24 protein-coding genes are annotated in these 26,564 nt (G+C 69.8%); 7 read left to right on the top strand and 17 right to left on the bottom strand.

Annotated elements, in window-relative coordinates; genetic code table 11:
- Positions 1–11: 11 nt before the first annotated feature.
- The 9 genes from hpxZ to AC3AP7_RS22910 form a co-directional block, all read right to left on the bottom strand.
- Positions 12–410: an oxalurate catabolism protein HpxZ gene (gene hpxZ / locus AC3AP7_RS22950; protein ID WP_487364986.1), complete on the bottom strand. Its 399-nt coding sequence runs from the start codon at positions 408–410 to the stop codon at positions 12–14.
- Between the two features lie 14 nt (positions 411–424).
- Positions 425–1,087 carry a cysteine hydrolase family protein gene (locus tag AC3AP7_RS22945; protein WP_487364831.1) on the bottom strand — a complete coding sequence of 221 codons (663 nt, stop codon included), beginning with the start codon at positions 1,085–1,087 and terminating at the stop codon, positions 425–427.
- A 73-nt stretch (positions 1,088–1,160) separates the two neighbouring features.
- Positions 1,161–2,801, bottom strand: a complete 1,641-nt coding sequence (locus AC3AP7_RS22940) for an ABC transporter ATP-binding protein (protein ID WP_487364985.1) — start codon at positions 2,799–2,801, stop codon at positions 1,161–1,163.
- Positions 2,802–2,846: 45 nt separating this feature from the next.
- Positions 2,847–3,539 carry a biuret amidohydrolase gene (biuH, locus tag AC3AP7_RS22935; protein ID WP_487364830.1) on the bottom strand — a complete coding sequence of 231 codons (693 nt, stop codon included), beginning with the start codon at positions 3,537–3,539 and terminating at the stop codon, positions 2,847–2,849.
- Between the two features lie 78 nt (positions 3,540–3,617).
- On the bottom strand, positions 3,618–4,544 hold the full coding sequence (locus tag AC3AP7_RS22930) for an ABC transporter permease (protein ID WP_487364829.1): 927 nt from the start codon (positions 4,542–4,544) through the stop codon (positions 3,618–3,620).
- Complete coding sequence (locus AC3AP7_RS22925; protein WP_487364828.1) at positions 4,537–5,652, bottom strand: ABC transporter permease; 1,116 nt, start codon at positions 5,650–5,652, stop codon at positions 4,537–4,539. Before AC3AP7_RS22925 ends, AC3AP7_RS22930 begins: the two co-directional genes overlap by 8 nt.
- A gap of 51 nt (positions 5,653–5,703) precedes the next feature.
- Entirely contained in the window at positions 5,704–6,804 is a 1,101-nt protein-coding gene (locus tag AC3AP7_RS22920) for a BMP family ABC transporter substrate-binding protein (protein ID WP_487364827.1), read from the bottom strand.
- Positions 6,801–8,699: an allophanate hydrolase gene (atzF, locus tag AC3AP7_RS22915; RefSeq protein WP_487364826.1), complete on the bottom strand. Its 1,899-nt coding sequence runs from the start codon at positions 8,697–8,699 to the stop codon at positions 6,801–6,803. Before atzF ends, AC3AP7_RS22920 begins: the two co-directional genes overlap by 4 nt.
- 374 nt (positions 8,700–9,073) lie before the next feature.
- The gene (locus AC3AP7_RS22910) at positions 9,074–10,126 is read right to left on the bottom strand and encodes an NAD(P)/FAD-dependent oxidoreductase (protein ID WP_487364825.1); all 1,053 of its coding nucleotides are present in this window, start codon (positions 10,124–10,126) and stop codon (positions 9,074–9,076) included.
- Between the two features lie 194 nt (positions 10,127–10,320).
- Between AC3AP7_RS22910 and AC3AP7_RS22905 the strand changes: the two genes are divergently transcribed.
- The 3 genes from AC3AP7_RS22905 (at position 10,321) to AC3AP7_RS22895 (ending at position 14,320) form a co-directional block, all read left to right on the top strand.
- Positions 10,321–11,718, top strand: a complete 1,398-nt coding sequence (locus tag AC3AP7_RS22905; RefSeq protein ID WP_487364824.1) for an AAA family ATPase — start codon at positions 10,321–10,323, stop codon at positions 11,716–11,718.
- Between the two features lie 5 nt (positions 11,719–11,723).
- The gene (locus AC3AP7_RS22900) at positions 11,724–13,505 is read left to right on the top strand and encodes a cobaltochelatase CobT-related protein (RefSeq protein ID WP_487364984.1); all 1,782 of its coding nucleotides are present in this window, start codon (positions 11,724–11,726) and stop codon (positions 13,503–13,505) included.
- Positions 13,506–13,903: 398 nt separating this feature from the next.
- The gene (locus AC3AP7_RS22895; protein ID WP_487364823.1) at positions 13,904–14,320 is read left to right on the top strand and encodes a hypothetical protein; all 417 of its coding nucleotides are present in this window, start codon (positions 13,904–13,906) and stop codon (positions 14,318–14,320) included.
- Positions 14,321–14,350: 30 nt separating this feature from the next.
- Here AC3AP7_RS22895 and AC3AP7_RS22890 read toward each other — a convergent pair whose 3' ends face one another.
- Together AC3AP7_RS22890 and AC3AP7_RS22885 are read right to left on the bottom strand one after the other, a co-directional pair.
- Positions 14,351–15,184, bottom strand: coding sequence for a class II glutamine amidotransferase (locus AC3AP7_RS22890; RefSeq protein WP_487364822.1), 834 nt, complete (start codon positions 15,182–15,184; stop codon positions 14,351–14,353).
- Positions 15,185–15,231: 47 nt separating this feature from the next.
- On the bottom strand, positions 15,232–15,903 hold the full coding sequence (locus tag AC3AP7_RS22885; protein ID WP_487364821.1) for a MarC family protein: 672 nt from the start codon (positions 15,901–15,903) through the stop codon (positions 15,232–15,234).
- A gap of 368 nt (positions 15,904–16,271) precedes the next feature.
- Here AC3AP7_RS22885 and AC3AP7_RS22880 point away from each other — a divergent pair, with 368 nt between their 5' ends.
- Together AC3AP7_RS22880 and AC3AP7_RS22875 are read left to right on the top strand one after the other, a co-directional pair.
- Positions 16,272–16,487, top strand: a complete 216-nt coding sequence (locus AC3AP7_RS22880) for a DUF3311 domain-containing protein (protein WP_487364820.1) — start codon at positions 16,272–16,274, stop codon at positions 16,485–16,487.
- Positions 16,484–17,962 (top strand): sodium:solute symporter family protein, encoded by a 1,479-nt coding sequence (locus AC3AP7_RS22875; RefSeq protein ID WP_487364819.1) that lies wholly within the window; start codon positions 16,484–16,486, stop codon positions 17,960–17,962. The genes AC3AP7_RS22880 and AC3AP7_RS22875 overlap by 4 nt, the downstream gene beginning before the upstream one ends.
- Before the next feature lie 155 nt (positions 17,963–18,117).
- On the opposite strand, the gene AC3AP7_RS22870 is transcribed toward AC3AP7_RS22875, so the two are convergent.
- From AC3AP7_RS22870 to AC3AP7_RS22860, 3 genes are read right to left on the bottom strand one after another with little or no spacing between them, the layout of a single operon-like run.
- On the bottom strand, positions 18,118–18,441 hold the full coding sequence (locus AC3AP7_RS22870) for a DUF805 domain-containing protein (protein WP_487364818.1): 324 nt from the start codon (positions 18,439–18,441) through the stop codon (positions 18,118–18,120).
- A 38-nt stretch (positions 18,442–18,479) separates the two neighbouring features.
- Positions 18,480–18,938: a hypothetical protein gene (locus AC3AP7_RS22865; RefSeq protein ID WP_487364817.1), complete on the bottom strand. Its 459-nt coding sequence runs from the start codon at positions 18,936–18,938 to the stop codon at positions 18,480–18,482.
- Positions 18,939–18,990: 52 nt separating this feature from the next.
- Positions 18,991–19,569: a hypothetical protein gene (locus AC3AP7_RS22860; protein ID WP_487364816.1), complete on the bottom strand. Its 579-nt coding sequence runs from the start codon at positions 19,567–19,569 to the stop codon at positions 18,991–18,993.
- Between the two features lie 423 nt (positions 19,570–19,992).
- On the opposite strand from AC3AP7_RS22860, the gene AC3AP7_RS22855 reads away from it, so the two are divergent.
- Positions 19,993–20,919 carry a flagellar brake protein gene (locus tag AC3AP7_RS22855; RefSeq protein ID WP_487364815.1) on the top strand — a complete coding sequence of 309 codons (927 nt, stop codon included), beginning with the start codon at positions 19,993–19,995 and terminating at the stop codon, positions 20,917–20,919.
- A 328-nt stretch (positions 20,920–21,247) separates the two neighbouring features.
- Complete coding sequence (gene bluB / locus AC3AP7_RS22850; protein WP_487364814.1) at positions 21,248–21,904, top strand: 5,6-dimethylbenzimidazole synthase; 657 nt, start codon at positions 21,248–21,250, stop codon at positions 21,902–21,904.
- A gap of 28 nt (positions 21,905–21,932) precedes the next feature.
- On the opposite strand, the gene AC3AP7_RS22845 is transcribed toward bluB, so the two are convergent.
- From AC3AP7_RS22845 to AC3AP7_RS22835, 3 genes are all read right to left on the bottom strand, one after another.
- Entirely contained in the window at positions 21,933–22,562 is a 630-nt protein-coding gene (locus AC3AP7_RS22845; RefSeq protein ID WP_487364813.1) for a DUF4136 domain-containing protein, read from the bottom strand.
- Positions 22,563–22,591: 29 nt separating this feature from the next.
- The gene (locus AC3AP7_RS22840) at positions 22,592–25,042 is read right to left on the bottom strand and encodes a CHASE2 domain-containing protein (RefSeq protein WP_487364812.1); all 2,451 of its coding nucleotides are present in this window, start codon (positions 25,040–25,042) and stop codon (positions 22,592–22,594) included.
- 97 nt (positions 25,043–25,139) lie between these two features.
- On the bottom strand, positions 25,140–26,516 hold the full coding sequence (locus AC3AP7_RS22835) for a FecR family protein (protein ID WP_487364983.1): 1,377 nt from the start codon (positions 26,514–26,516) through the stop codon (positions 25,140–25,142).
- Between the last annotated feature and the right edge of the window lie 48 nt (positions 26,517–26,564).

Raw genomic sequence — 26,564 nt, 5'->3', positions numbered from 1 at the left:
ATTATCGTCGGTCACGGCACCGGGATCAGGCTCACGTGCGCGGCGACGATCCTCCAGCCGCCGTACGCCGTGCCGCGCGCGCCGATGCGCGCCCAGGTCTGCATCTGGCGGCCGAGCAGCGCGGTCGCGTCGCTGGTGAACTCGGTGCTGACGCTCGCGTGGTCCTCGCCGAACGCGGTGATCACGGTGCGGTGCAGCCGGCGCGAAGCCGGCACCGGCTCGCACGCGGCGCGCCATGCGCGAATCGCCGCGCCGCCGTGCTGAACCTCGGCAATGCCGTAGCGCACGGTGGCGGGCGCGTCCCAGAAGAGCGCGTTCATCGTGTCGAGGTCGTGCTCGACGAGCGCCCGCTCGTAGGCCTCGAATGCCGCCGCGACCTCCGCGACGATCGCGGGCCGGTTGATTTCCAGATTGGCGTCGTTCGTCACAGTGCGCGCTCCAGTGCCGCAAACGGCGCGGTCCAGCCGACGATGCCGCCTTGCGAGCGGATCATCGCGAGCGTCGCGTCGCGAAAGGCGGGGATATAGCTCGCGGTCGCATCCTCGACGAGCAGACACGTATAGCCGCGATCGTTCGCCTCGCGCATGGTGGTCTGCACGCAGACTTCCGTCGTCACGCCGGCGAACAGCAGATGGGTGATGCCGCGCGCGCGCAGCACGTCGTCGAGCGGGGTGGCGTAGAACGCGCCTTTGCCGGGCTTGTCGATCACCCGTTCGCCCTCGCACGGCGCGAGCGCGTCGACGATCGCGTTGCCGGGCTCGCCGCGCACGAGGATGCGCCCCATCGGCCCCGGATCGCCGATCCGCATGCTCGGCGCGCCGCGCAGCCGCTTCGCGGGCGGGCAGTCCGACAGGTCCGGCGCGTGCGACTCGCGCGTATGCACGATGTACAGGCCGGCGCGGCGCGCGAGCGCGAGCAGCGCCGCGACGCACGGCACGATGTCCGCCAGCAGCGATACGTCGTTGCCGAGCGATTCGCCGAAGCCGCCCGGCTCGACGAAGTCGCGCTGCATGTCGATGATCACGAGCGCCGTGTGCGCGGGTTCGAATATGAACGGCGCGGGTTCGGCCTGAATTTCGGTCGGCATGATCCGGCCTCCTTCCATGATTGATTAGCAGTGCGTATCTTAACCCGTCTCCCGCCGCAGCGGTGGCCGGGCGTCAGGCCGGCACGGCTTCGGCAGGCACGCCGGCAGGCGCGTCGACGTGCCCCGCCATGTGCTGGCCCAGCACCGCGCGCTGCGCGCCCGCGGCCGGCGTCTCGTAGACGAGCCGCCCTTCGGCCATCACGACGATCCGGTCCGCGAGTTCGAGCAGTTCGTCGAGGTCCTCGCTGACGAGCAGCACTGCCGCGCCGCGCTCGCGCGCCGCTCTCAGCCGCGCATGAATTTCGGCGACCGAGGCGAAATCGAGGCCGAACACCGGATTCGCGACGATCAGCACGTCCACCGGCTGGCCGAGCTCGCGTGCGAGCACCGCGCGCTGCACGTTGCCGCCCGACAACGTGCCGATCATCCGCTCCGGCGCCGGCGGCCGCACGTTGAACGCGTCGATCAGCCGCAGCGCGCGCTCGCGCATCGCGTGCCGGTCGAGCCGCCACGCGCGGCCGCGCAGCGGCGCGCGGTCGAAGTCGCGCAGCGCGAGATTCTCGGCCACGCTCATGCCCGCCACGCACGCATTGCGCAGCGGCTCCTCGGGAATCGCGAACACGCGGCGCGCGGTCATCTGCGCGCGCGTCGCGCGATACGGTTCGCCCGCGACACGCATCTCGCCCGCCACCGGCCGGCGCTGCCCGACCAGCGCCTCGACCAGTTCCTTCTGTCCGTTTCCCGAGACGCCGGCAAGCCCGAGAATCTCGCCCGCGCGCACCGCGAGGCTGACGTCGCGCACCGCGGCATGGCCGCGGTCGTCGTGCACCGATACGCCGCGCAGCGCGAGACGCACCACCGCGTCCTGCGCGAGCGGCGCGCGCGCGACGGGCGCGACGGGCACGGCCCCGGCGGACGCCGGCGCGGGCGTCGGCGCCGGAACCTGTGCCTGTCGAGGGCGTGCCGCCTGTTCCGTGCGCGCCGGCTGCGCGCCCGTCCCCATCATCCAGCCGGCAAGCTGCTCGCGACCGGTCGCCGCCACCGCGCACGTGCCCACCTGACGGCCCTTGCGCAGCACGGTGACGTCGTCCGCGTAGGCCATTACCTCGCGGAACTTGTGCGTGATCATCAGCACGGTCAGCTCGCCATTCGTCGCGAGCGTGCGCATCAGGCCGAGCACCTCGTCCGCTTCCTGCGGCGTGAGCACCGAGGTCGGCTCGTCGAGAATCAGGAAGCGCTGGCGCAGATACAGCTGCTTGAGAATCTCCAGCTTCTGCTTTTCGCCCGCCGCGAGGCTCGCGACCGGCGCATCGAGCGGCAGCCGGAACGGCATGCGCTGCATGAACGCGGCGAGCGCCGCGCGCTCGCGCGCCCAGTCGATGCGCCACGGCAGACGGCCGCGCGCGAGCAGCAGGTTCTCCTCGACGGACAGGCCCGCCGCGAGCGTGAAATGCTGATACACCATGCCGATGCCGAGCGCCTGCGCGTCGCGCGGCGACGCGATCCGCACCTCGCGGCCGTCGGCGGCGATCTGCCCGGCGTCGAGCAGACCGTAGCCGACCAGCCCCTTCACGAGCGTGCTCTTGCCCGCGCCGTTCTCGCCGAGCAGCGCGTGGATCGTGCCGGGCGCGATCTTCAGCGACACGTCGTCGAGCGCGCGAAACGCGCCGAACCGCTTCGACGCGCCGATCACTTCGACGCCGAGCGCATGCATCGTCGCGGCGGGCTGGTTGTACGGGGCGGGGATCGTCGTCATCGTTCAGTGTCCGAGCGCGGCAATCAGCGCGTGCGAGTCCGACACGGTGCCGAACACGCCGCCCTGCATCAGGATCATCTTCAGCGCGGCGTCGTGATTGCCGCGCTCGGTTGCGCCGCAGCAGTCGGCGAGCACCGTGCATTCGAAGCCGCGGTCGTTCGCTTCGCGCATCGTCGTGTGCACGCAGACGTCGGTGGTGATGCCGGTGAGCACCAGGTTCGCAATGCCGCGCGTGCGCAGGATCAGTTCGAGATCGGTCGCGCAGAACGAGCCCTTGCCGGGCTTGTCGATGACGATCTCGCCGGGCAGCGGCGCAAGCTCGTCAATGATCTCCCAGCCCGGCTCGCCGCGCACGAGGATGCGCCCGCACGGCCCGGCGTCGCCGATCCCGATGCCGTGCGTGCCGGCGCGCCGGCTGCGCCAGCGCTTGTTGGCAGGCAGGTCCGACAGGTCGGGACGATGCCCTTCGCGGGTATGGATGATCGTGAAGCCCTGCGCGCGCATCGCCGCGAGCACGCGGGCGATCGGCTCGATCGGCGCGCGCGTGAGCGACAGGTCGTAGCCCATCTTGTCGACATAGCCGCCGTAGCCGCAGAAGTCGGTCTGCATGTCGATCACGATCAGCGCGGTGTTCCCGGCGCGCAGGTTGCCGTCGTACGGCCACGGATACGGTTGTGCTTCGAGGAATCGGTTCATGGGGTAAGGTCTCGATGGATCCCGGGCAAATTCAGGCAAATTCAGACAGGTTCGGGCAAGGCCGGACGACGCGCCGCATCAGCGCGTGAGGCTCAGTTCGCCCGGCGCGCCCGCGAGCGTGCGGTCGGGCCGGCAGTTGACGATCATGATCGCGAGCGTGAGCACGTAAGGCGCGGCGTTGAACAGGTAGTAGCCGCCTGTCACGCCGACCGCCTGCAGCGCCGGACCGAGCGCGCCGGCCGCGCCGAACAGCAGCGCGGCGGCGAGGCAGCGCAGCGGCTGCCAGCGCGCGAAGATCACGAGCGCGACGGCCATCAGCCCCTGGCCGCTCGACAGGCCTTCGTTCCAGCTGCCCGGATAGACGAGCGACAGATACGCGCCGCCGACGCCCGCAAACGCGCCGCCGAGCGCGGTCGCGGCAATGCGGATGCGCGTGAGCGGATAGCCCATCGCGCGCGCGGTCTCCGCGTTCTCGCCGACCACCCGCAGCATCATCCCCCAGCGCGTGCTGCGCAGCCCCCACTGCAGCACGAACGCGAATGCGATGCCGGCGAGGAACAGCGGGTTGAAATGCAGCGCGTTGTGCAGTTGCGCGGACGGCGCCCAGCGGCCGAAGTCGAGCGAGCGCAGCATCGGCGCCTGCGGCTCGATGAACGGCTTGCCGAGATAGAACGCGACGCCGGTGCCGAACAGCATCAGCGCGATCCCGAACGCGATGTCCGAGACGCGCGGCAGCGAGCACACGAGCCCGTGCAGCGCGCCGAGCAGCAGCCCGACGCCGGCTGCGGCGAGCACGCCGAGCCACGCGGAGCCGCTCAGACAGGCCACCGCGTAGCCGCTCATCGCACCGGACACGAGGATGCCCTCAAGCCCGAGATTCACGCGCCCGCCCTTCTCGGTCAGGCACTCGCCGAGGCTCACGAACAGATACGGCGTGCTCACGCGGATCGCGCCGGCGACGAGCGACACCAGCAGGATCGCCAGCGGCGAATGCAGCTCATGCATGAGTGTTCTCCAGTTGTCCCGCCGGCTCGCTGACGGCGAGCGCCTGCAGTCTGACGCGCCACGCCGCGAGACGGCCGCCGAATGCTTCCCACGCGAGCAGGTTCGCGAACAGCAGGCCCTGCAGCACCAGCGTCGTCGCGTCGGGCAGATCGAGGCGGCGCTGCAGCAGGCTGCCGCTCGCCTCGATGCCGCCGATCAGCACCGCGCACACGATCACCGCGAGCGGATTCTGGCGCGCCGCGAAGGCCACGAGGATGCCGCTGTAGCCATAACCGGCGAGCAGCGACGCATTCGCGCTGCCCTGCACCGCCGCCACCTCGAACATGCCGGCGAGTCCGGCGGACGCGCCGCCGGCCGCGCACGCGACGAGCGCCAGCCGCCCGACCGGCAGGCCGACGAGGCGCGCGGCGCGCGGGTTGCCGCCGACGATGCGCATCGCGAAGCCGGGTGTGCTGTGGCGCACGAACAGCCACGCCGCGACGCACGCGAGCGCGCCCCACATCAGGCCCCAGTGGACTTCGAGTCCCGGCATCGAGCCGATCGACAGCGCGTCGGGCACCGGATACGTCGACGGCTTGTTCAGGCTCGCCGGATCGCGCAGCGGCCCCTCGACGAGCGACTTGAACAGCGCGATCGCGATGTAGGCCATCAGCAGGCTGCTGATCGTCTCGTTGACGCCGCGCCCGTGCCGCAGCGCGCCGACCGCGCCGATCCACAGGCCGCCCGCGACCATCGCCGCGAGCGCCATCAGCGGAATGCCGACGAGCCACGGCGTGCCGGCGGGCAGGCATTGCGGCACCACCGCGGCCGCGAGCCCGCCGAGCGCGAGCGCGCCCTCGCCGCCGATCACGACGAGCCCGACCTGCGCGGGCAACGCGACGCACAGCGCGGTCATCATCAGCGGCGAGGCGCGCAACAGCGTGCTTTGCCATGCGAACGACGAGCCGAACGCGCCCTCGAAAATGAGGCCGATCGCATCGAACGCGGGCGCGCCCTGCAGCAGCAGGAACACGCAGAACAGCGCCAGCGTGCCGGCCAGCGCGCACGCGGTGGGCAGCGCGGGCAACGCCGCAAGCATCAGTCGGGCGGAACCCGGATTAGGACGCATGACAACGCTCCAGAAACGGACACGGCGGCGCGACGGGAACGGGGCCGATCATCAGATCTGCCCCACCACGCCCGACACGAGGTAATTCATGCTTTCCAGCGTGTAGTCGGTCTGGATGTGCTCGGTCCCGCTCGCCACCACGACGGCGCCCTTGTTGTCCTTGATCGGCCCCTTGAAGATCACGAAGTTGCCGGCCAGCATCTGCGCCTTCACCGCGTCGGCGTTCTGGCGCGCGGCCGCGACGACCTTCCTGCCGTACGGCGACATCTTCACGAAGCCCTCCTTCAGCCCGCCGCGCATGATGTTCGGCTGCGGCCGGCCGTTCTGCGCGTTGCCGACGAGCGCCTTGTACGGCGTCGCCCAGTCCCATTCGGCGCCGGTCAGATAGCCGTTGGGCGCGAGCGCCGCCTGGCTCGCGTGATAGCCGCAGCTCATCACGCCGCGCTTCTCGGCGGTCTCGATGACGACCTTCGGGCCGTCGACGTGACAGGTCAGCACGTCGCAGCCCTGATCGACGAGGCTGTTGGCCGACTCGGCTTCCTTGACCGGCATCGACCAGTCGCCGGTGAAAATCACGTGCGTGGTGATCGACGGATCGACCGACTGCGCGCCGAGCGTGAACGAGTTGATGTTGCGCAGCACCTGCGGAATCGGCTTGGCGGCGACGAAGCCGAGCTTCTTCGTGCGGCTCATGTGGCCGGCGACGACGCCGCTCAGGTACTCGCACTCGTCGATATAGCCGAAGTAGCTCGTGATGTTGGCCGGATCGCCCTGCTTCCAGAGACCGCCGCAGTGCGCGAAATGCACGTGCGGATACTTCGCGGCCATCTTCAGCACGTGCGGATCGAAGTAGCCGAACGAGGTCGCGAAGATCAGCGTCGCGCCGTCTTCCTCGATCATCGCTTCCATCGTCTTTTGCACGGCGATGGTCTCGGGCACGTTTTCTTCCTCGACCACCTTCACGTTCGGCAGGCCCTTGATCACGTTTGCCGCGGCGGCCTGCGCCTGGTTGTAACCGTAGTCGTCGCGCGAGCCGACGTAGATCACGCCGACGGTCAGCTTGCCGCTCGCGGCGAACGCGCGGCCGAACGGCGTCATCGCGCCGAGCGCGAGCAGACTGGCGTGCTTCATGAAATGACGGCGATTGCTCATGGTGTGTCCGGTAGGGTGGAGAGGGAAAGGGATGCCGCGGACGCAGCGGCGGCGGGCAGGCTGGCGCGGTAGGCGAGCCAGCCGCCGAACTGCGTGATATCGGTTGCGCCCGCATCGGCCGCGACGGCCGCCGGTTCGCAGATGAAGCCCTTGACGCGATGTCCGTCGGCCAGCTCCACGGTGCCGATGCCAAGCGGCGCGGGCACCGCCGCGACGAGCGCGCCGAAGCTGCGCAGCGGCACCTGCCATAGCTCGACGTCGATCGCGCGCGACGGCGCCGCGCCCGCCGCGGGCGGCGTCGGCAGCCGTGCGAGCGCGGGCTTCGCCGGCTGCGCGCCCGCAAGCGCGTAGAGCCGGTAGGCGGGCGCGGTCTGCGTGGCGGCGACGAAGCGCGCGCCGGCTTCGAGCAACTGGCCGTTCAGCGGCTGGCCGCGCAGATGCGCGCCGGCGACGGCGAGCGTCACGTGCGGCTCGTCGAACGGCAGCGGCGCGATCGCAATCTCGCCGGACAGGTCGGGGGCGTCGGAGAACAGCGCCGCGAGCTGCGCGCCGAGCACCGCGAGCCGGTGATCGGCGCCGGCCGGCGCGATCAGCGTGACGCCGGCCGGCAGCCCGTCCGCGCGGGGCGCGCACGGCACCGCGAGCGCACACAGGTCGAGCAGATTGACAAAGTTCGTGTAGTAGCCAAGCTGGCTGTTCAGCGCGAGCGGATCGTCGCGCACCGCCGCGATGGTCGGATGGGTCGGCGCGGTCGGCACGACCAGCACGTCGATCTCGTCGAAGACGGCCTGCGCGACGCGCTTCAGGTCGGCGAGCCGGTACTGGCCGACGAACGCGTCGACCGCGCTGTAGCGGTCGGCCTCGCCGATCACGCGCGCGACGACCGGGTCCATCGCGTCGCGGTGCGCGTCGAAGAATGCGCCCACCGCCGCGCGGCGCTCGGCGACCCACGGGCCGTCATACAGCAGCGCGGACACCTGGGTGAACGGCGTCAGGTCGACCGGCGCGGGCGGGCAGCGCAGCGCGCCGCCGATGCGGTGCAGCGCGTCGGCGAAGGCCTGTGCGGCCTGCGCGTCGCCGAAGAACTCGGGCCGCGCCGGCGCGCCGACGCGCAGCGGCGCGCGCGCCGCGCCGAGCGACGGCACGCGGCGCGCGTAGCGGTCGCGCGGATCGAAGCCGGCCAGTTGCGCGAGCACGTGCCATGCGTCGGCCACCTCGTGCGCGAAGATCGACACGCAATCGAGACTCTCGCAGGCGGGCAGCACGCCGCGCTTGCTCACGAGGCCGAGCGACGGCTTCAGGCCGACCAGCCCGTTGAAGCCGGCGGGGACGCGGCCCGAGCCGGCCGTGTCGGTGCCGAGCGAAAACGCGACGCAGCCGGCCGCGACCGCCACCGCCGAGCCGGAGCTCGATCCGCCTGACACGTGCGCGTCAAACTCGACCTGACGCACCGCGCCATAGGGCGAGCGCACGCCGACGAGGCCGGTCGCGAACTGGTCGAGGTTGGTCTTGCCGATCAGGATCGCGCCGGCCGCGAGCAGACGCTGCACCGCCTGCGCGGACGCGTGCGGCACGTACGCAAAGTCGGGACAGGCGGCGGTGGTCGGCACCCCGGCGACGTCGATGTTGTCCTTGACTGCGAACGGCACGCCGAACAGCGGCATGCGGGCGAATATCGCATCGCCTTCGCGCGCGCGCAGCGCATCGAGTTCGGCGGCGCGCGCGTGCAGGACGTCGGCGCCGAACCGGTGGATCCACACTTCGGGGCGCGCGAGCGCGTCGAGCCGCGCGAGCGTGTCGTCGACGCAGCGCGCCGCCGTAAGGGCGCCCGCGCGGTAGCGTGCGCTCAGCGCGCGGATGGTGAACAGACGGGATGATCGGGTGTCGATGGACATGAGTTCAATCTTGCATACAAGTTTGAACTCGATAAAGCACAGGCTGTGCCAACGCAGATTCCAACCGGCCTGTGCGAACGGCCGGCCCCGATCTGGCGGGCCTTTGCGCGATGCTGCAGTGCCGCGTGCACAGGCGGGGCGAGGCGTCTTGCGCGCGCGCCGCCTCCCCTATGTTTGTGCACCGTTCCCCATTGAAGGGCACGCGCGCCCCGCGGCGGGACGTCCGTGCGTGCCTGCGTGTGCCTGCGTGTGCCTGCGTGTGCCTGCGTGTGCCTGCGCGTGCCTGCGCGTGCCTGCGCGTGCCCGTGCGTGCCCGTGCGTGCCTGCGTGTGCCTGTGCGTGCCGGCGCGCGCCCCCCGCTCCGTGCGCGCCGCCTAGGCGCCGTGTTCGGCGACGCGCCTCGCCAGGTTCGCGTCGTAGCTCGAATGCACGTGGGTGCGCGTGCGTTCCGGATACGCATATGCATACGCGCGGCGCAGCGCAAGCGACGCCTCATGAAAACCGGAGAGAATCAGCTTCTGCTTGTTCGGATACTGCGCGATGTCGCCGACCGCGAAAATGCCGGGGCGCGAGCTTTCGTAATTCGACGTATCGACGACCACGCGCCCGCCGAGCAGCGCGAGCCCCCACTGCGCGATCGGCCCCAGTTCGGCGACGAGCCCGTACAGCGCGATCAGGTGATCGGCCTCGATCCGCAGGCTGCCGCCGAGCTGTTTCAGCCCGATCGCTTCGAGCCGTCCAGCGGGGGCATGCAGGCTGCCGATCGTGCCGACCTCGAAGGCCATTTCGCCGGCCGCGACCGCCGCGCGCATCTTCGCAACGCTCGAATCGACCGCGCTAAAGCCGTTGCGCCGGTGCACCAGCGTGAGCCGCCGCGCGACCTTGCGCAGCGCGAGCGCCCAGTCGAGCGCGGAATCGCCGCCGCCTGCGACGATCACCCGCTGGCCCGCGAAATCCTCCGCGCGCCGCACGCTGTAATGCACCTGAGCGCCTTCGAGCGCGGCCGCCTCCGGCAGCGCGAGCCGCTGCGGCGCGAACGCGCCGTTGCCGGCCGCCAGCAGGATCGCCGCGGCGTCGAATGTGAGCCCCTGCGCGGTGCGCACGCGCCAGCGGCCGTCGTCCTGCTGCAGGACGGTGTCGACGCGCTGCCCGAGCCGGATCGGCACGTCGAACGGCCGGCACTGCACGAGCAGACGCTCGACCAGCTCGCGCGCGGTGCAGGAAGGAATCGCCGGGATGTCGTAGATCGGCTTGTCCGGGTAGAGCTGCGTGCACTGTCCGCCGATCTCGTCGAGCGCGTCGACGATCTGGCACGACAGGCCGATCACGCCGGCCTCGAAGGCGGCAAACAGGCCGACCGGCCCCGCGCCGACGATCAGCACGTCGGTGCGCAGCGCACCGTCCTCAGAAGCGGCGATATCGTTCATCCGAAGGTCCTTGCTTTGCGGGCCGGGGCCGCGTGTCACGGCATGTCACGGCATGTCCCTGCCTGCCACCTTAGCGGCTCGCCCCGGCCCCGGCAACGAAGCCACCACAGCCGGTAAGGACAGGCGCGCTAAGATGTCGGTCTGTTGACGGTCCTCCCTTCTCCGGTTCTGTTCCCTACCCCAGCCGCGCAGCGATGAACGACCCCGCCCTCACCGACGACGACCGCCTCGGCCTCCATGTGCGCGCCACCGACTCCGGCACCGAATGGTGGCGCGTGAGCATCGGCGAGCGCCTCCATACGTTTCGCCTCGAACACGCGGTGGAGTCCGGCGACGGCCCGGCACGCGTCGACATCGACCTGGTCGTCGACGAGGAAAACCTGCAGGCGAAGCTGAAGAAGTGGCAGCGCGAGGGCTTCGCGTTCGCGCCGCGCGACGCCGCGCCGCCGGCCGATGCCGACGGGCGCGCCGCCTTCATGCCGGCGCTCGCGCGCGCGGCGGCGGCCTTCGCCGCGGCGCGCGGCACTCCGTCTGCGGAGCGTGCTGAGCGTGCTGAGCGTGCTGAGCGTGCTGAGCGTGCTGAGCGTGCTGAGCGTGCTGAGCCTGCTGAGCCTGCTGAGCCTGCTGAGCCTGCTGAGCCTGCTGAGCGTGCTAAACCCGCTGACGCCGCTCACCCCGGCCTCACGCCGCGCGGCGCGCACGACGCCCGCGCCGGTGCGGCGAGCGTGCGCATCGCCGGCGTCGACGTGCCGTGCGGCGCGGGCGGCCCGCATGTGCCACGCGTCAATCCCGCGTACCTGTTTTCGGCGCGGGTGCACGACGTCGTCGCGGACATCGTCGAGAACCGGCGCGTGCTGCTGATCGGCCACACCGGCGCGGGCAAGACGAGCCTGATCGAGCAGATCGCGGCGCGCGCCGGGCAGGGCGTCGTGCGCGCGAACATGAATGGGCAGACCACCGTCGGCGACTTCGTCGGCTTCTGGACCGTCAAGGGCGGCGAGACGCTGTGGGTCGACGGTGTGCTGCCGGGCGCGATGCGCGACGGGCAGTGGCTGATCGTCGACGAACTCGACTTCGCCGAGCCGTCGATCCTCGCCGCGCTCACCGCGGTGCTCGAACCGCGCGGCTGCCTGACGCTGAAGGAAAAAGGCCACGAGGTCGTCGCGCCGCATCCGTCGTTCCGGCTGTTCGGCACCGCGAACGCGGTCGGCGCGATGAGCCCGTTCCGCCATCTGTACCAGGGCGCGAACCTGATGAACGAAGCGTTCCTCGACCGCTGGCGCGTGTACCTGCTCGACTACCTGTCGCCCGCCGAGGAAGCCGAGGTGCTGGTGCGCACGCTCGCGCCGCACCTGACGCCCGCGCTCGCGCGCACGCTCGCGGCGATCGCCGCCGACTGCCGCGCGGCGTTCGCGCGCGAAGACCTTGGCTGCGCGTTCTCGACCCGCCGCCTGATCGACTGGGCCGAGCTGATGCTGCGCACCGGCGACCCCGAGCGCGCGGCGGGTCCGGCCATCTACGCGAAGATCGGGCCGGAGGACGCCGCGCTGATTCGCGGCATCATCCGCCATCACATTGCGCCAGCTGGGTGAGCGCGATGCCGGCGCCGCGCGACGCGCAGGGCTTCGCGTTCGAGACAGCGCTCGGCAAGATCGCGCGCGTGCTGACCGGGCAGTACGGCATCACCGTCGCATTCAGCCCCGACGGCCCGCGCGTCGAGCACGACCGCATCGTGATTCCCGATCATGCGCCTCACGAGGCGCTCTCCCCCGACGTGCTGACCGGCTACCTCGATCTGCTGGTCGCGCGCGCGAAGCATTCGGCGCTCGCGCTGTTCGACGCGCAGCCGCCGGGGGTCCTCGCGAGCCTCGCGCAGATCATCGAGGACCGCCGGGTCTGTGCGCGGCTCGTCGAGCAGTACCCGGGCGCGCGCTGGTTCATCGGCACGCTGCGCGCGCATTCGGCGGCGCGCGCGCAGCGGCAGTGGCCGCGGCTGCGCTGGCGCGAGCGTCTGCTCTGGCGCATCGAACGCGTGCTGTGGCATGAAGCGGCGCCGGCGCGCGAGGCGGGCGCGTCGCTCGACGCGACGCTCGCCGCGCTCGACACCCTGCTCGACGCCGCCGCGCGCAGCCGGTCGAGCGCGGAAAGCGTGAGGCTCGCCGGCGAGATCGTCGCCCGGGTGCGCGCGCTCGCGGCCGGCGACGCGAACAACATGATGTTCACCGCGAGCGGCGCGGACGCGCTCGATACGCACCGCGCGCCCGGCGATGCCGAGGACGGGGATCACGCAGATCACGCGGATCACGCGGATCACGCAGGCCGCGCCACAGCCGACGACGCCGCGCCGGCTGGCGCCCACGACGACGTGGCGGGCCGCGTCGGCATGGCGCACACGCTCGCCGACGCGCTCGCGCAAGCGGCGCAAGCAGCACAAGCCGCCGAAGCGGCCGAAGCGCCCGCCGCGGCCCGCGCCGACGCAGCCGGGCCGCCGCGCGCCACGCTGTCGATCCCGCTTGCCACCGAGTTCGACGTCGTCGCCGAGCGCACGGGCAGCGGCGACGCCGCCGCGTGGCGCGCGCTGCGCACCGAAGCCCGCGCGCACACCGCGCAACTGAAGGCGCGCCTCGAACGCGCGCTGAGCGCCGACGAGCGCACGCGCTGGCAGCGCGAGCAGGAGCGCGGCGAAATCGATCGCGCGGCGCTCGCGCGGCTCGCGACGTCGCCTGGCTACCGCACGCCGTTCCGCGTGACGCGCATCGCGCGCGGACGCGACGTCGCGGTGACGCTGCTGATCGATCGCAGCGGCTCGATGGCCGGCCGCAAGATCGAACTCGCGCGCCTGTGCGCGGCCGCCCTCGCCGATGCGCTGACCCAGCTTGGCTTCGCGTGCGAAGTGCTCGGCTACTGCTCGCTCGAATCGGCGCCGATGCGCGCGCTGTACGAGCGGCAACGCGCAGCGGGCGTGGACCTGCGGCGCTACAACCGTCTCGTCGAGCGGCTCGATCTGCAGGTCTACAAGCGCTTTGGTTCGAGCGACCTGAGCGGGCTCACGGCGATCGACTGCGGCCACGAGAATCCGGACGGCGAAGCGCTCGGCTGGGCCGCCCAGCGGCTCGCGGACCAGCCCGCCGGCCGGCGCATCCTGATGGTGTTCTCGGACGGCTACCCGGCCACCGGCGACGGCGATCCGCGGGTGCTGCGCAGCGATCTGCGCGAGCGGGTCGCGGCGATCGGACAACGCGGCATCGAGCTGGTCGGCATCGGTGTGCTGACCGACGCGGTGGAAGCGTTCTATCCGCACAATGTCGTCGTGAGCCGGCTGGCCGAGCTGCCGTCCACGGTGTTCTCCGTGCTGGGCGCAATGCTGCTGCGCCGCTGAGCGCGCATCGCGGCGAGGGTGCGGCCCGCCGCGTACCTGTGCGCCCGCGCAAGCGGCCCGCCTCCCGCGCCGCCCTTGTCCCTGCGTTCGCACATGCACGCGCACGCGCATGCACGCGCATGCACTCGCACTCGCACTCGCACTCGCACTCGCACTTGCACTTGCACTTGCACTTGCACTTGCACTTGCACTTGCACGCGCACGCGCACGCGCCGCCACCGATCCGCTCGCTGCCCCGATGTTTCGTCGCTGCAACGTTTTACCGCCCCTACCCGCCATCAGCGCCGCAGGCGCATGCGCCCACGCCCGTCGCGACAGGCGTGGCGTGCTTGTTGCTCGATCACGCGAAGGCGGCGCGGCACGCCGCGCCGCTCCCGAACCGTCTTCCGGAGACCGCGATGAATCCGACCCGCTTCGCAACGGCCGTAACGGCCGCCGTGCTCGGCTGCGTCCCGCCGCTTGCCCTCGCCGACGACACCCCGAACCTTTCCCGGGACGAGCTGATGCAGATCGTGCCCGGCTCGCACGTCGTCAGCACCAGTGCGAAAGGCAATATCCACCGCTGGACGAACGATGCGTCCGGCAGCTTCGTCGCAAACTGGGAATCGCCGCCGCAGACGAAACGCGACAGCGGCAACGCGCCCGGCACCTGGAAGATCAACGGCAACGGTCAGTACTGCGTGCGCATCGAATGGGGCCGGCTGCAACCGGAACACTGGTGCGCGTTCCTGCAAAAGACCGCCGACGGCAAGTACGGGATCGCCACGGACGGACACAGCCAGTGGATTCCGGCGACGTTCGAACTGAGCCGCTGACCTGCGCGAGCGCTCCCGGGCCTGACGGCGTCACACGCTGCGCGGCGTGAACGCGTGCTGCGCGAGCACGCCGTCGCGCGCGACGAGCGCGGTGCGCTCGGGAATCTCCTCCCACCAGCCGGGCAGATCGACCAGCGGTTCGGACAGCACGAGCAACGCCTTTTCACCCGCGGCCGCGATGCGCCGGTCGTGCGGATACAGCGCATGCAGATGCTCGTACGACGTGCTGTGATACAGCGAACGCGACGCCTGTTCGCTCGAATAACGCACCGCGATGAGCTGCTCGCCGTCGGTCGCGCAGATCGTCATGTTCAGCGGCGCCTCGACGTCGTTGCGCCGGCCGGTTTCCTCGACGAAGCCGGCCATGCGCTCAAGCGCCGCCAGCGGCTCGGTTTCGAGTCCGAACGTCAGCGCAAGATAGAACAGCACCTCGGAATCGGTCGACCCTTCGATCGACGCAAACAGCGCCGGGGCGACCGCCAGCATCAGTTCGCGGCGAACCCGCGGGTACTGGCGCACCAGACCGTTGTGCACGAACAGCCACCGGCCGTGCCGGAACGGATGGCAGTTGGTCTCCTGCACCGGCGTGTCGGTCGCGGCGCGGATGTGCGCGACGAACAGCGGCGAGCGGATCGCGCGCGCCGCCTCGCGCAGGTTGCGGTCGTTCCAGGCCGGCTGCATGCAGCGGTAGCGGAACGGAATGTCGTCCGGATGCCCGTACCAGCCGATCCCGAAGCCGTCGCCGTTGGTCGTCGTCTGGCCGAAGCGCGCATGCAGGCTCTGGTCGATCAGCGAATGGCGGGCGCGAAACAGCACGGTCTCCAGCTGCAGCGGGTTTCCGGTGTAGGCAAGCCAGCGGCACATCGTCACTCTCCACGGTAAGCGTTCAGGGGCGCGCCGGCGGCGCGCGGCTACTTCGGCGGCAGTTGCGCGATCGGTGTCAGAAAGTCCGAAAAGCCGGTGAGCATGATCTGCACGCCGATGCACAGCAGCAGGAACGACGACACCCGCATCGCGACCTTCGTGCCGTCGACGCCGAGATAGCGCGCGAACACGGCCGCGCGGCTGTAAGTCACGTAAACCACGAGCGCGACGATCGCCGAGATCGCGACCGACGCGACGCTCGACAGCAGAAACGCCGACAGCTTGTGCGTGCGGTTCGCGTTCAGCGCGATCGCGGTGGCGATCGAGCCGGGTCCGGTGGTGAGCGGCACGGTCAGCGGAAAGAACGCGTTCGAAGTGACGTTTTCCGCATCGACGCGCCGCGGCGGCGGTCCGCTGCTCACGGGCGTATCCGGCGCGTTCAGCATCTTCCAGCCGGCCACTGCCACCGCCAGCCCGCCGCCGATGCGCAGCGCCTCCAGCGAGATGCCGAAGAAATGCAGCACCGGCGTGCCGAGAAAGAACGCGACCAGCAGCACGATGAACACGTTGACGCCGATCTTGCGCGCGAGCGCGTTGCGCTCCGGCGCGGTGAGCGACGCGGTGCGGTCGAGAAACACGAACGCGACGCCGAACGGATTGATGATGCTGATCAATCCGGTGAAGCCAAACAGGATGTCCGAGATCAGGCTTGCCGCCATGACGTGCGATCCGCTGCGCAGGGCGGCCAGCCGGCTCCGGAGGGAACGCGGGCAGCCGCGGTTGCAATCCGGGGCCAGCCCCGGGCTCACGACGCGGGCGCGCCGCCCGGGGCCGCGCATGCGGCCGCCGACGGGCGCCCAGGCCGCATCATAGCGCGCCGCGCCGGCGCACAGGTGAGCGCTTGCCGGCACAGGCGCGCGCCGCGTGCGCGCTGCCGCATCGCAGCAAAGCATCGGCGGGCCCGCCGCGCCGGCGCGGATTCGCGGGCGAATTTTGAAGAGGGCTTTACGGCACCAACCTCCAGGGCATAAAGTCGGGCCGCTAGACCTGCTTCACCAGAGGTATGAACCCAACAAGGAGTCAAAACATGTCGCATCGCCTGCTGGCCGTGCTGCCGTTCATCGGCATCCTGCTCGGCGTTCCGTTCGTCAACCGTGTCGAGCCGCTGGTGCTCGGCATGCCGCTGGTGCTCGCTTGGATCGTGCTCTGGGTCGTGCTGACCGCGGCGATCATGGCGCTCGTCTACCGGCTCGATCCCGTCAACCGTCAGGACAGCGCGGCCGCGCAGGAGAACCGCTCATGAGCAGCGCTCTCGTCATCATTGCCGCGGTCACGCTGATCGCGCTGCTTCTCGGGCTGCGCGCGCGGCGCGGCCATGACATGAGTCTCGAACAATGGACCGTCGGCGGCCGCAGCTTCGGCACTGCTTTCGTGTTCCTGCTGATGGCGGGCGAAATCTACACGACGTTCACCTTCCTCGGCGGCAGCGGCTTTGCTTACGGCAAGGGCGCCCCGGTCTACTACATCCTCGCATATGCGACGCTTGCTTACATTCTGTCGTACTGGATGCTGCCGCCGATCTGGCGCTACGCGAAGCAGCACCGGCTCGTGTCGCAGCCGCACTACTTCGCGCGCCGCTACGAGAGCCCGGCACTCGGCGTGCTGGTCGCGCTGGTGGGCGTGACCGCGCTGATCCCGTACCTCGTGCTGCAGCTGAAGGGGCTCGGGATCATCGTCTCGACGACCTCGTATGGCGCGATTCCGTCGAGCGCGGCGATCTGGATCGGCGCGGCGGTCGTGACCACCTACGTGATCGTGTCCGGCGTGCGCGGCTCCGCATGGAACTCGGTGGTCAAGGACACGCTGATTCTCGCGGTCGTGCTGTTCCTCGGCATCTACCTGCCGATCCACTACTACGGCGGCCTCGGCGCGATGTTCCATGCCATCGATACCGCGCGCCCCGGCTTCCTGAGCTTCCCGGCGAAGGGTTCGAGCGTCACGTGGTTCCAGTCGACGGTGCTGCTCACGTCGCTCGGCTTTTTCATGTGGCCGCACACGTTCGGCTCCGTGTACACCGCGAAGGACGAGCGCATCTTCCGCCGCAACGCGATGGTGCTGCCGCTCTACCAGCTGATCCTGCTGTTCGTGTTCTTCGTCGGCTTCGCCGCGGTGCTGAAGGTGCCGGGGCTGAAGGGCGGCGACATCGACCTGTCGCTGTTCCGGCTGTCGCTGCAGACCTTCGATCCGTGGTTCGTCGGCGTGATCGGCGCGGCGGGCGTGCTGACCGCGCTGGTGCCGGGCTCGATGATCCTGAACACGGCCTCGACGCTGCTCGCCAACGACGTCTATCGCGGACTGTTCAACCGCGCGGCGCCGGATACGACCGTCACGCGTCTCGCGCGATTCCTCGTGCCGGTGGTCGCGCTCGTCGCGGTCGGCTTCACGCTGCATGGCGGCGAGACCATCGTCGCGCTGCTGCTGATGGGCTACAACTTCGTCACGCAACTGTTCCCGGCGCTCGTCTGCAGCCTCGCCACGCACAACCGGGTGACGAAGCAGGGCGCGTTCTGCGGCATCCTGACCGGCGTCGCCGTGGTGGCGATCACCTCGACGATGCACCTGGGCATCGGCCAGCTGTTCCCGTTCCTGCCTGAAAGCCTGAAGGACGTGAACATCGGTTTCGTCGCGCTGGCGCTGAACGTGATCGTGCTCGCGCTCGTCAGCGCGCTCACGCAGCCGCGCGCGAGCAGCCATCCGCAGACGCATCCGCACGGCTGAAGGTTGCCGCCGGCGCGGGCGCGGCGGACTGCCGTGCCCGCGATTGGACGAACGCTGCAACGGGCCGCGTATGGTGCGATAAGTGATTGATGACCGCTACCGCCTGGGGGCAGAAGCGCCGCGACTCGCGGCAGCGCAGACACCCCGCAACACGGTCAGAGCGGCCCGCGCGGACGAGGGCCGTATCGATTGTCAGCATCGACGGGTGCAAGCAGCAGTGACACGATGATTACGATAGGCGCAACGAACAGGAAATACCCGACGCACAGCAAACCGGAGCGATTGCTGTCATGCAGCCGACGCACGTTGTACGACAGTGTAGTGACCAGCGTCAGCACGGCAAGTGCATAGCGCACCAAGCCGCCAGGGGGCAGCATGCCGGCGAGCATGCCGGCCACGAGCCCGTGTAACACGATAAACGCGAGGAAGTCGCGCCGTGCGGCGCGACCGGCATAGCGGAACGCGTCGCGGTAGCCCACGAGCCATGCGCGCAGCGCGCGCACTACCCACCCGGGTATCACGGCAAGCTGCGCCGCGTGAGCAGAACAGCCGCATACACGAGCACGCACCCCCCCGGAACCACGCCCAGCGGATAAAGAGGAAACGCGTCGAGCGGCAACGCAACCCCAATCCCCATGTCCCTCACCGCGCGGCTGAACACTGCCGCACGTGCATGTAATATGGCGAAGCACGATGCGGCCGGTAAGCCGGCAATCAGCACGAGCCACGCATACGCGTAAGCGCGTCCGGTCGCCCGTGCCAGCCGCCTGCATCCGGCAAGCGCGGCGCCCATCGCGAATCCCAGAAACGCGAACGACGCGAGCGCGGCTGCGCGATGAACAACGAAACCATTCGGTTCGGCGGCAATGAACGACACAGTACCCGGTCTCGCGCCGACGATCGCCGCAAGCAGTGCATCGTATAAGTGATTGGCCACGATCGGGAATAGCACGGCGAATGCGATCGCTCCAAGCATGGCCTCGCCATTCTTCGATCGGGTCAAGACGACTTTGTCAGGCCGCATTGCATCAGAACCTCAGCACAGGGACCTGCGCGTGCAGTTCTCGCACGGTCTGGTCGATGCGGGTGACGGTGTCCAACATCACGAGTTCACGGTTCGCACGGTTGTACTTGGCTACCGCAATCGGTGCCGACTGGCCGCCGTCGCGCTGTACGAACACCGCACGTGGATTACGGTACAGTGCGACGTTGGGAAATGGATCGATGCCCATTATGTAGGGCGAAAACGTCGGAAGGGTGCGCTCGCGCGTCAGCACGTCGGGAATCAGTCCACCAAGTTCGGGCAACAGCTGGACCACGTTAGTAAAGCCCGCATAGTCAAGCTTCACCACACTCGCTCCGGTATCCCGGGTCGTTACGCCGATGCCGAGTGAACCCTTGACGAATTGCCAGAGTGACATGTGTCCGTCCGTCACCCGTTTGCCGTCGATGTATGTGTCGCGCAACGTGTAGATTTGCAGCACAACGCGATAAATCTGCGTCAGACTTGGACCAATCGTATTACCTAACGATGGAAAGCCCGGCTTCGGATAGATCTGCTCCGCGATCAAATACAGCCCTGTTGGAGTAGCGTAGCTAATCGTCATGGAAATTTTCGAATGTTTCGAAAAATCAAAAAATATATTCTACCCATGTAATTCAATATAAACAAGCAGTCCTTATTTTTAATATAAAACGCTTATCAAAATCTGCGACCAGCACCCGTCTTCATCCGATCAGGCGAGCTTTCGAGTTCGCATCAATCCTTGATTGCCTGCCGGAAGCCCGGCATTCCCACTATGATCAGCAGCAATTGCAAGCCCCCCGACGTCTTCGTCAGGCAATCGCCTTCGGTGCGATCTGCCCAAGCCCGCCCCACAGCGTTGCGCGCGCGAGACACTCAACGCGCGTTCGAATGGAGAAGGCGCCGCTTTACGCGCCGTCCAGCGCGCGGCGACTGAAAAAAAGTCTGCTTTTTGGTATCGTTGTTGCCACAACAATTCCCACTCCCTTCGATATCAATCACGCCAATGAACGAAGACACCGTGGACTCACCCGCCGGGAACGCGTCGGCCGCGCTCACTCCCGAAGCCGTACCGGTCGGCACCCCGCTCGACTGGCCGATCGCCGACGGCGACGGCACACTGCTGTTCGACGCCGGCGCCGTGCTGGTCAGCATCGACGAACGCCGCTTCCTGTTCGAGCATTTCCGGCCCCAACGCGCCGACCTGCTCGTGCCTGCCGCCCCCGACGAGCCGGGCGGCGCCGCGAATGCGGGGCCCGGGCCGCTCGGCGTGAAAGACATGCATCTGACGATCGGCGCGCTGATCGGCGTGCGGACGCAACCCGGCAGCGCCGGACCCATGCACCCGTGCCGCATCATCGGTTTCGCGCCGAACCAGGCGTTGTTCGCCACCCCGCCGATGCTCGAAGGACAAGTCGTGCCGCTGCGCGCGGGCGAGAACGTCGAAATCGTCGCGATCGCGAGTCACGCCGTGTTCCGCTTTGTCTGCACGGTCGAGGCGCTATGCCAGTTGCCGTTTCACTACATGGTCCTGTCGCGGCCCGGTGCGATCCGGCGGCTGCGCGAACGCAAATCGATTCGCGTGCGCGCGCACATTCCGGTGCGCTTCGGGCTCGGCGAGAGCGGCGACACATATGACGGCATCGGCCTCGCGAAGGGAGTCAGCGCGGGGGGCATGTCGCTCGCCGCGTCGTGGGCGCTGGGTCCGGTCGGCGAGCGCATCCGCGTGTCGTTTCCGCTCAAGTCGAAAGAGCTCGACATCCGCATCGACACCTCCGCCCTGATCCGCAACCTGCAGCGCGGCGCAGACGGCGAGCCGGTCGTTCATGGGCTCGAATTCGACCAGCTCACGAACGAGGAGCAGATGGCGATGAAGGTCTTCGTGTTCGACCGCCAGGACGACGTGCTGTACTGGACCAACGGACCGAAGTAGCGCGCGCGGAAAACGCCGCATCCGGCGGGTCCGGCGCGGCGGTCTAATGGCGGTCTAATGGCGGTCTAATGGCGGTCTAATGGCGGTTTTCTGGCCGTTTTCTGGCCGTTCGCCGCCCGTTCCCCCGCCGGCTTTCGCCCATCCCAATCCATCAGTACTCCGTATCATCAGGTAACTGCCCCCGCACGGCGCAAGCGGATCGCGCACCCGCGCATACCGGCGGGCGCCGCCCGGCATCCGGCTATAATGAGCGCGCCCATCCCGCGTGAATGACGCGCATCGCCGCGCCACGCCCCCTGACTCCTGGCGGCCTGCCGCGCCCTGTTCCATGGCCCAGCGTTTTAACGATTCCGACCGCGCCGCCGTCTACCGCGCGATCCACGAGCGGCGCGACATGCGCCACTTCCTGCCCGACCCGGTCGACCCCGCCGTGCTGCAGCGGCTGCTCGACGCCGCGCATCACGCTCCGAGCGTGGGCTACATGCAGCCGTGGCGCATCGTGCGAATCACCGACCGCGCGTTGCGCGTCGCGCTGCATGCGATCGTCGAGCGCGAGCGGCTCGCCACCGCCGACGCGCTCGGCAAGCGGCGCGACGAGTTCATGAAGCTGAAGGTCGAAGGAATGCTCGAATGCGGCGAGCTGCTCGTCGTCGCGTTGATGGACGGCCGCGACGCGCACGTGTTCGGGCGCCGCACGCTGCCCGAGATGGACCTCGCGTCGGTCGCCTGCGCGATCCAGAACATGTGGCTCGCGGCGCGCGCCGAGGGGCTCGGCATGGGCTGGGTATCGCTGTTCGAGGTCGAGCCGGTATGCGCGCTACTGAAGATCCCGCCCGGCGCGCGGCCGGTCGCGATGCTGTGCGTCGGCCATGTCGAGCAGTTCTATCCCGAGCCGATGCTCGAAAGCGAGCGCTGGGCGCGGCGGATGCCGCTCGCCGACTGCGTATCCGAAAACGGCTGGCCCGCGCCGCACGACGCCCGCTAACACCCGCCCGCGCCGGCGTTCGTGGCGCTCAGGGCTGCCGCGGTTTGACCGACACCACTTCGGGCGCGCCATCCGGCGCGGTGCGCAGCTTCACCCGCCAGTCGGCTTCGCCCACGTACGGCAAACGGGCAAGTGCGCTTTTCACGAGATACGGCAGCGCCGGCACGATCCGCGGATCGCGATCCTCGCTCGCCGCGCTCACCGTGTAGCGCTCGGCGCCGGTCGCATTCGAGAAGAAGCGCAACGTCAGCGAATGGCGGTAGCGCGGCCCGCCGAACAGCGCGCCGAGTCCGCCCGACAGACCGCCCGCGCCCGTCCCCGCGCAGGCGCCGCCCGCGCAATCCTGCTTCTGCTCGCTCACGCCGACGCTCGCGGGCCGCGTGTCGAACGCGATCGATACGCGGTAGGCGGCGCGCGCGTCGTCGGCCGCGACAAAGCCGTGCCGGGCCAGCTCCGCCTCGACCCATTGTTCGGACTGCATGGTATCGTCTTTCAATGCGGGTAATGGCGCGTCCGCGAATGCATAGGTCTGCGCGCCCTGCAATTGCGCGTCCGGCGGCTCCGTCCGCACGTCCGCCGCGATGCCCGCGCAGCCCGCAAGCGCTGCGCCGAGGCCCGCCGCCGTCAGCGCGGCGAGCATTCTGCTGGTGTTCTTCATCGATTCCCCCGTTGCAGGCGTGCCGCCGCTCATGCGGCGCGCGCCGGTTCGCCGTCGAGCGCCGGCAGCCACAGCGTGAACGCCGTCCCCTGCCCCGGCGCGCTTTCCACCCGCACATCGCCGCCGTGGCGGGTCACCACCGTTTTCACAAAAGCCATCCCGAGGCCGGCGCCGTCGCTGTCCGGCTGACCGTCCGCGCGAAAGCGCCGGAAGCGCTCGAACAGCCGGCGCTGGTCCTCGGGCGTGATTCCGTAGCCCTCGTCGCGAATCGTGCATTCGACCCGCCCGGGCGCGCCGCGCGCCGGACCCGTGGTGCAGGTGATGCGCGTGTGCGGCGGACTGTACTTGACCGCATTGTTCAGGATGTTGACCAGCGCGCGCGTCATCAGCGAGCGGTCCGCGCAGATCCAGTAGGCGCCGTCGGCCACGCCGCCCGTTTCCAGGTGGATCTGCTTCGCATGCGCCTGCGGCCAGACCTCGTCGCTGGCGTCGATCGCCAGTTCGTTCAGGCTCACCGGCTCCAGTTCATACGCCTGCGATTCGGCGCGCGCGAGCTGCACGAAGTCGTCCGCGAGCGTGAGCGCCCGTCGCGAGTAGCGCTCGATCCGTTCGAGCAGCTCGCGCTGATGCGCGGACTCGACATGCGCGCGCTCGATCTCGACCAGCGCGAGAATCGAGGCCTGCGGCGAGCGCATGTCGTGCGACAGCAGCCGCAGCGCATCCTCGCGTTGCCGCTCGGCGGCGTGCAGCGCGGACACGTCGACGAGGCCGGCGATCCAGCCGGTCTCCTTGCCTTGCGCATTCTTGCAGACCGCATAGCGCAGCAGATGATCGCACGCGCGCGTGTCGCGCACCTCGATCCCGTGCGCCATCAGGTCCGCGAACGCGCGCTGCGTCGGATCGAGCATCGCGGGCCAGTGCGTGAGCGCGCGCAGCTGGCGCGCCGCGTCGTCGTCGCGGCCCGTGTCGATCGCCTTCACGAAGCTCAGGCCGCCGAACACGTCGCGCATCGGCCGGCCCTCCGGCGTCGCCGCGCCAAGCCGCGCGAAATGGGCCTTCGCCGCATGATTCGCGAGCAGCACGACGCCGTCGGCATCGCTGACGAGAATCGGCTCGGGCACGCTGTCGAGGCTGTCCCAGACGAAACGCTGCATGTCCTGCACGCGCTGCGCCGCCTGCGCCATCAGCGCCATCTGCTGCTCCAGCACGTCGCCGCCGAACTCGCGGCGCGGCTGCGGCGCGCGCGGCAGCAAATGCGGTCCGTCGGCGAGGCGCTGCAGTTCCTTGCGCAGATAGGCCATCGTCGTTTCGAGGCGGCGCCAGTTCCAGACCGGATAGACGACGACCAGCCCGATCACCGCGGGCACCGGCGACAGCCACAGCCGCGCGCCATACAGCAGCGCCGCGCTGCCGGCGACGACCAGCGCCGCCAGCCCGGCGGTCAGGAGCAGCGAGCGGCGCGGCGACAGCACCAGGAAGCCGCCGAGCAGCGCCGCGAGCGGCAGCAGCGATGCAAACACGAGCAGCAGCGCGCCGCTCGGCTCGATTTCGCGGCCGGTCAGCAGCGTATCGAGCACGTTTGCATGGATGTAGACGCCCGGCAGCGGTCCGAGCCGGCCCGACACCGGCGTCGCAAAGCGGTCGTACAGCCCCGACGCCGTCGCGCCGATCAGCACGAGGCGGCCGCGCAACTGCTGCGCCGGCACCTTGCCGTCGACCACGCTCGCGAACGACACATGCGCGTAGTGCTGCGCGTTCAGGCTAAACGGAATCAGAAAGCGGCCGTCGCCGCCGCCGCCGGGTGACGCGCGTCGCGCGTCGTGCGGCGGCAGCGGCTGCGCGAGCCGCAGCGCGCCGCTGCGCACCGCGCGCCAGACCGGCACCATCAGCTGCGGCCAGCGCGTCGGCGGGTCGCCCTCGAACAGCGCGACGCTGCGCACGATGCCATCGCTGTCCACTTCGAAATTGATGTGGCCGAGCCCCGCGGCGGCGGCCGCCAGCGGCGCGACCGGCTTCACGACGGTGCGCTCGCCGCTGGCGTCGGCCGGCGTCAGCAGCACCGGCAGGTAGGTCGGGTCGAGCGAGACGGCATGCGCGAGCAGCGCGTCGTCGGGGCTCGGCTCGGTGAACAGCACGTCGTAGATCACCGCGGCCGGCCGCGCCTTCGCAAGCTGTTCGAGCAGCGCCGCGTGCACGCTGCGCGGCCACGGCCAGCGGCCGAGCTGTGCGATGCTCGCATTGTCGATCTCGACCACGACGATATCGGCCAGCGTCGGCTGGCGGTGCAGCGCCAGAAAGCGGTCGTACACCAGATGGTCGAGATCCTCGCTCGCGTGCCCGAGCGCGCACAGCAGGATCACCGCGACGCCCAGGCAGCCGAGCATTGCCCATTCGAGCAGGAAGCGCCGGCCGGCGCGCCGGCCCAGCCGGGCGCGCGGATCGAGGCTCAGGCGCGAAGAAGTGGGCGAATCGGAACGCAAGGGCACAATGGCACAAAATCGGCGCAAATGCGCGACGCTCAAGCGCAGCGCAAACACAGGCGACGGACAGGATGACGAACGGTCGGGACGGAGCCGTTCAGCGGGCCTGGGTAAACACGCGGATCGGACTGCCCTTCTGATAAAACCGGCCGTTGTCGAACTGCTCGGCGATCACGGTCCAATAATAAACGCCGCGCGGCAGATCCGACACGACGATCTCGCTGCCCGACAGATCGGGCCGGTCGACGAGCGGCGCGCGCAGGTCCGGGCTCGTGCCGAGCACGAAGCGAAAGCGCGTCGGCGCGCCGCCGCTCGCGAACCAGCGGAACCGGTAATCGTGGCCGCGGCTCGCCTGCGCCGACGCATCGACGCCGAGCCGGTGACGCTCGAACGAATAGGTCTGCGACAGACCTTCGAGACCGTTGGGGTCGATCGCCGCGATGCGCACGAAATACGTGCCGTCGGGCAGCGCCCCGAGATCCGCATGCGGCGCGCGCACGCGCACGTCGCGCACGGTATCGAGCAGGTCCGCGTCGCGGCCGACCTGCACGCGGTAGCCCGCCGCCTGCGGATCGGCGGCCAGCGCGAAGGCGACCGTCGCGTCGTCCTGCACCTTCCCGGGATCCTGCAGCTGCGGCGGCGCGAGCAGCGCGAGCGGCGCGCCGATCGTGCCGCCGGTGTCCGTCACGCTGCCGTAGCGCGCCCGCACGAGCTGCTGCGACGCCTGCAGCGGCACGCCCGGCGGCGGCGCCGCGGCGCTTGCCGGATCGACGCCGACCGCGCCGTCGAGCACTTCGACCGCGGTCCGTCGGTCCGCGCTGTCGTAGCTCACCCGAAAGTGCGTGCCGCGCACGCCGGCCACCACCGACGGCGCGCGGATCTGGAAGCGGTCGTCGTGATGCTGCGCATGCGTGACTTCGCTGTCGACCTCGCCGCGCCTGAGCCCGATCACCCGGTCGCCGGCGTCGGTCAGCACCGTCTTGCGCAAGCGGAGGATGTCGATCGATGCGCGCTGCGACACCATCACGTGCGAGCCGTCCGGCAGCCTCAGCGTGACGAAGCCCTGGTCGCCGGTGCGCACGCGATCGCCCTCGCCGAGCTGCATCCCGACCACGAGCGGCGTATAGGGTCCGGCGCCGAACGCATGCTCGACCGGCCCGCTCGTCGCCACCACCTGTGCGCTTTGCGCCTGCTCGCGCAGCAGCGCAGCCGGCAGCTTCAGCGCGATGCCGGCCGGCAGACGGCGTGGCGCGGGAACGTGGTTGAGGCGGGCGAGCGCGGGCCAGTCGTGCACGTCGTGCAGATAGCGCGCCGCGATTTCATACAGCGTGTCGCCCGCATGGGTCAGATAGGGCACCGTGGCCACGGCCGGATGCGGATGCGCGACCCGGCGCGGATGCGCCTGCGCCGCGGCGAGCCGTGGCGCGAGCGCCGGCGCGAGTGCGAGTGCGAGCACGAGCGCCGCGCGCGGCATCGGCCGCGCCCATGCGCGACGCTTGCCGCGCGCCGCGGGCGTCGGTAC

This window comes from Paraburkholderia sp. PAMB 6770, from assembly GCF_057748135.1.
Note: the sequence above shows the minus strand (reverse complement) of the source record. Positions and strands in the feature narration are given on the sequence as shown.

Coding starts and splice junctions, on each gene's coding strand:
- AC3AP7_RS22945 (WP_487364831.1), bottom strand. CDS start 1,087: ATGCCGACCGAAATTCAGGCCGAACCCGCGCCGTTCATATTCGAACCC.
- AC3AP7_RS22940 (WP_487364985.1), bottom strand. CDS start 2,801: ATGCATGCGCTCGGCGTCGAAGTGATCGGCGCGTCGAAGCGGTTCGGC.
- biuH (WP_487364830.1), bottom strand. CDS start 3,539: ATGAACCGATTCCTCGAAGCACAACCGTATCCGTGGCCGTACGACGGC.
- AC3AP7_RS22930 (WP_487364829.1), bottom strand. CDS start 4,544: ATGCATGAGCTGCATTCGCCGCTGGCGATCCTGCTGGTGTCGCTCGTC.
- AC3AP7_RS22925 (WP_487364828.1), bottom strand. CDS start 5,652: ATGCGTCCTAATCCGGGTTCCGCCCGACTGATGCTTGCGGCGTTGCCC.
- AC3AP7_RS22920 (WP_487364827.1), bottom strand. CDS start 6,804: ATGAGCAATCGCCGTCATTTCATGAAGCACGCCAGTCTGCTCGCGCTC.
- atzF (WP_487364826.1), bottom strand. CDS start 8,699: ATGTCCATCGACACCCGATCATCCCGTCTGTTCACCATCCGCGCGCTG.
- AC3AP7_RS22910 (WP_487364825.1), bottom strand. CDS start 10,126: ATGAACGATATCGCCGCTTCTGAGGACGGTGCGCTGCGCACCGACGTG.
- AC3AP7_RS22905 (WP_487364824.1), top strand. CDS start 10,321: ATGAACGACCCCGCCCTCACCGACGACGACCGCCTCGGCCTCCATGTG.
- AC3AP7_RS22900 (WP_487364984.1), top strand. CDS start 11,724: ATGCCGGCGCCGCGCGACGCGCAGGGCTTCGCGTTCGAGACAGCGCTC.
- AC3AP7_RS22895 (WP_487364823.1), top strand. CDS start 13,904: ATGAATCCGACCCGCTTCGCAACGGCCGTAACGGCCGCCGTGCTCGGC.
- AC3AP7_RS22890 (WP_487364822.1), bottom strand. CDS start 15,184: ATGTGCCGCTGGCTTGCCTACACCGGAAACCCGCTGCAGCTGGAGACC.
- AC3AP7_RS22885 (WP_487364821.1), bottom strand. CDS start 15,903: ATGGCGGCAAGCCTGATCTCGGACATCCTGTTTGGCTTCACCGGATTG.
- AC3AP7_RS22880 (WP_487364820.1), top strand. CDS start 16,272: ATGTCGCATCGCCTGCTGGCCGTGCTGCCGTTCATCGGCATCCTGCTC.
- AC3AP7_RS22875 (WP_487364819.1), top strand. CDS start 16,484: ATGAGCAGCGCTCTCGTCATCATTGCCGCGGTCACGCTGATCGCGCTG.
- AC3AP7_RS22865 (WP_487364817.1), bottom strand. CDS start 18,938: ATGCTTGGAGCGATCGCATTCGCCGTGCTATTCCCGATCGTGGCCAAT.
- AC3AP7_RS22860 (WP_487364816.1), bottom strand. CDS start 19,569: ATGACGATTAGCTACGCTACTCCAACAGGGCTGTATTTGATCGCGGAG.
- AC3AP7_RS22855 (WP_487364815.1), top strand. CDS start 19,993: ATGAACGAAGACACCGTGGACTCACCCGCCGGGAACGCGTCGGCCGCG.
- bluB (WP_487364814.1), top strand. CDS start 21,248: ATGGCCCAGCGTTTTAACGATTCCGACCGCGCCGCCGTCTACCGCGCG.
- AC3AP7_RS22845 (WP_487364813.1), bottom strand. CDS start 22,562: ATGAAGAACACCAGCAGAATGCTCGCCGCGCTGACGGCGGCGGGCCTC.
- AC3AP7_RS22835 (WP_487364983.1), bottom strand. CDS start 26,516: ATGCCGCGCGCGGCGCTCGTGCTCGCACTCGCACTCGCGCCGGCGCTC.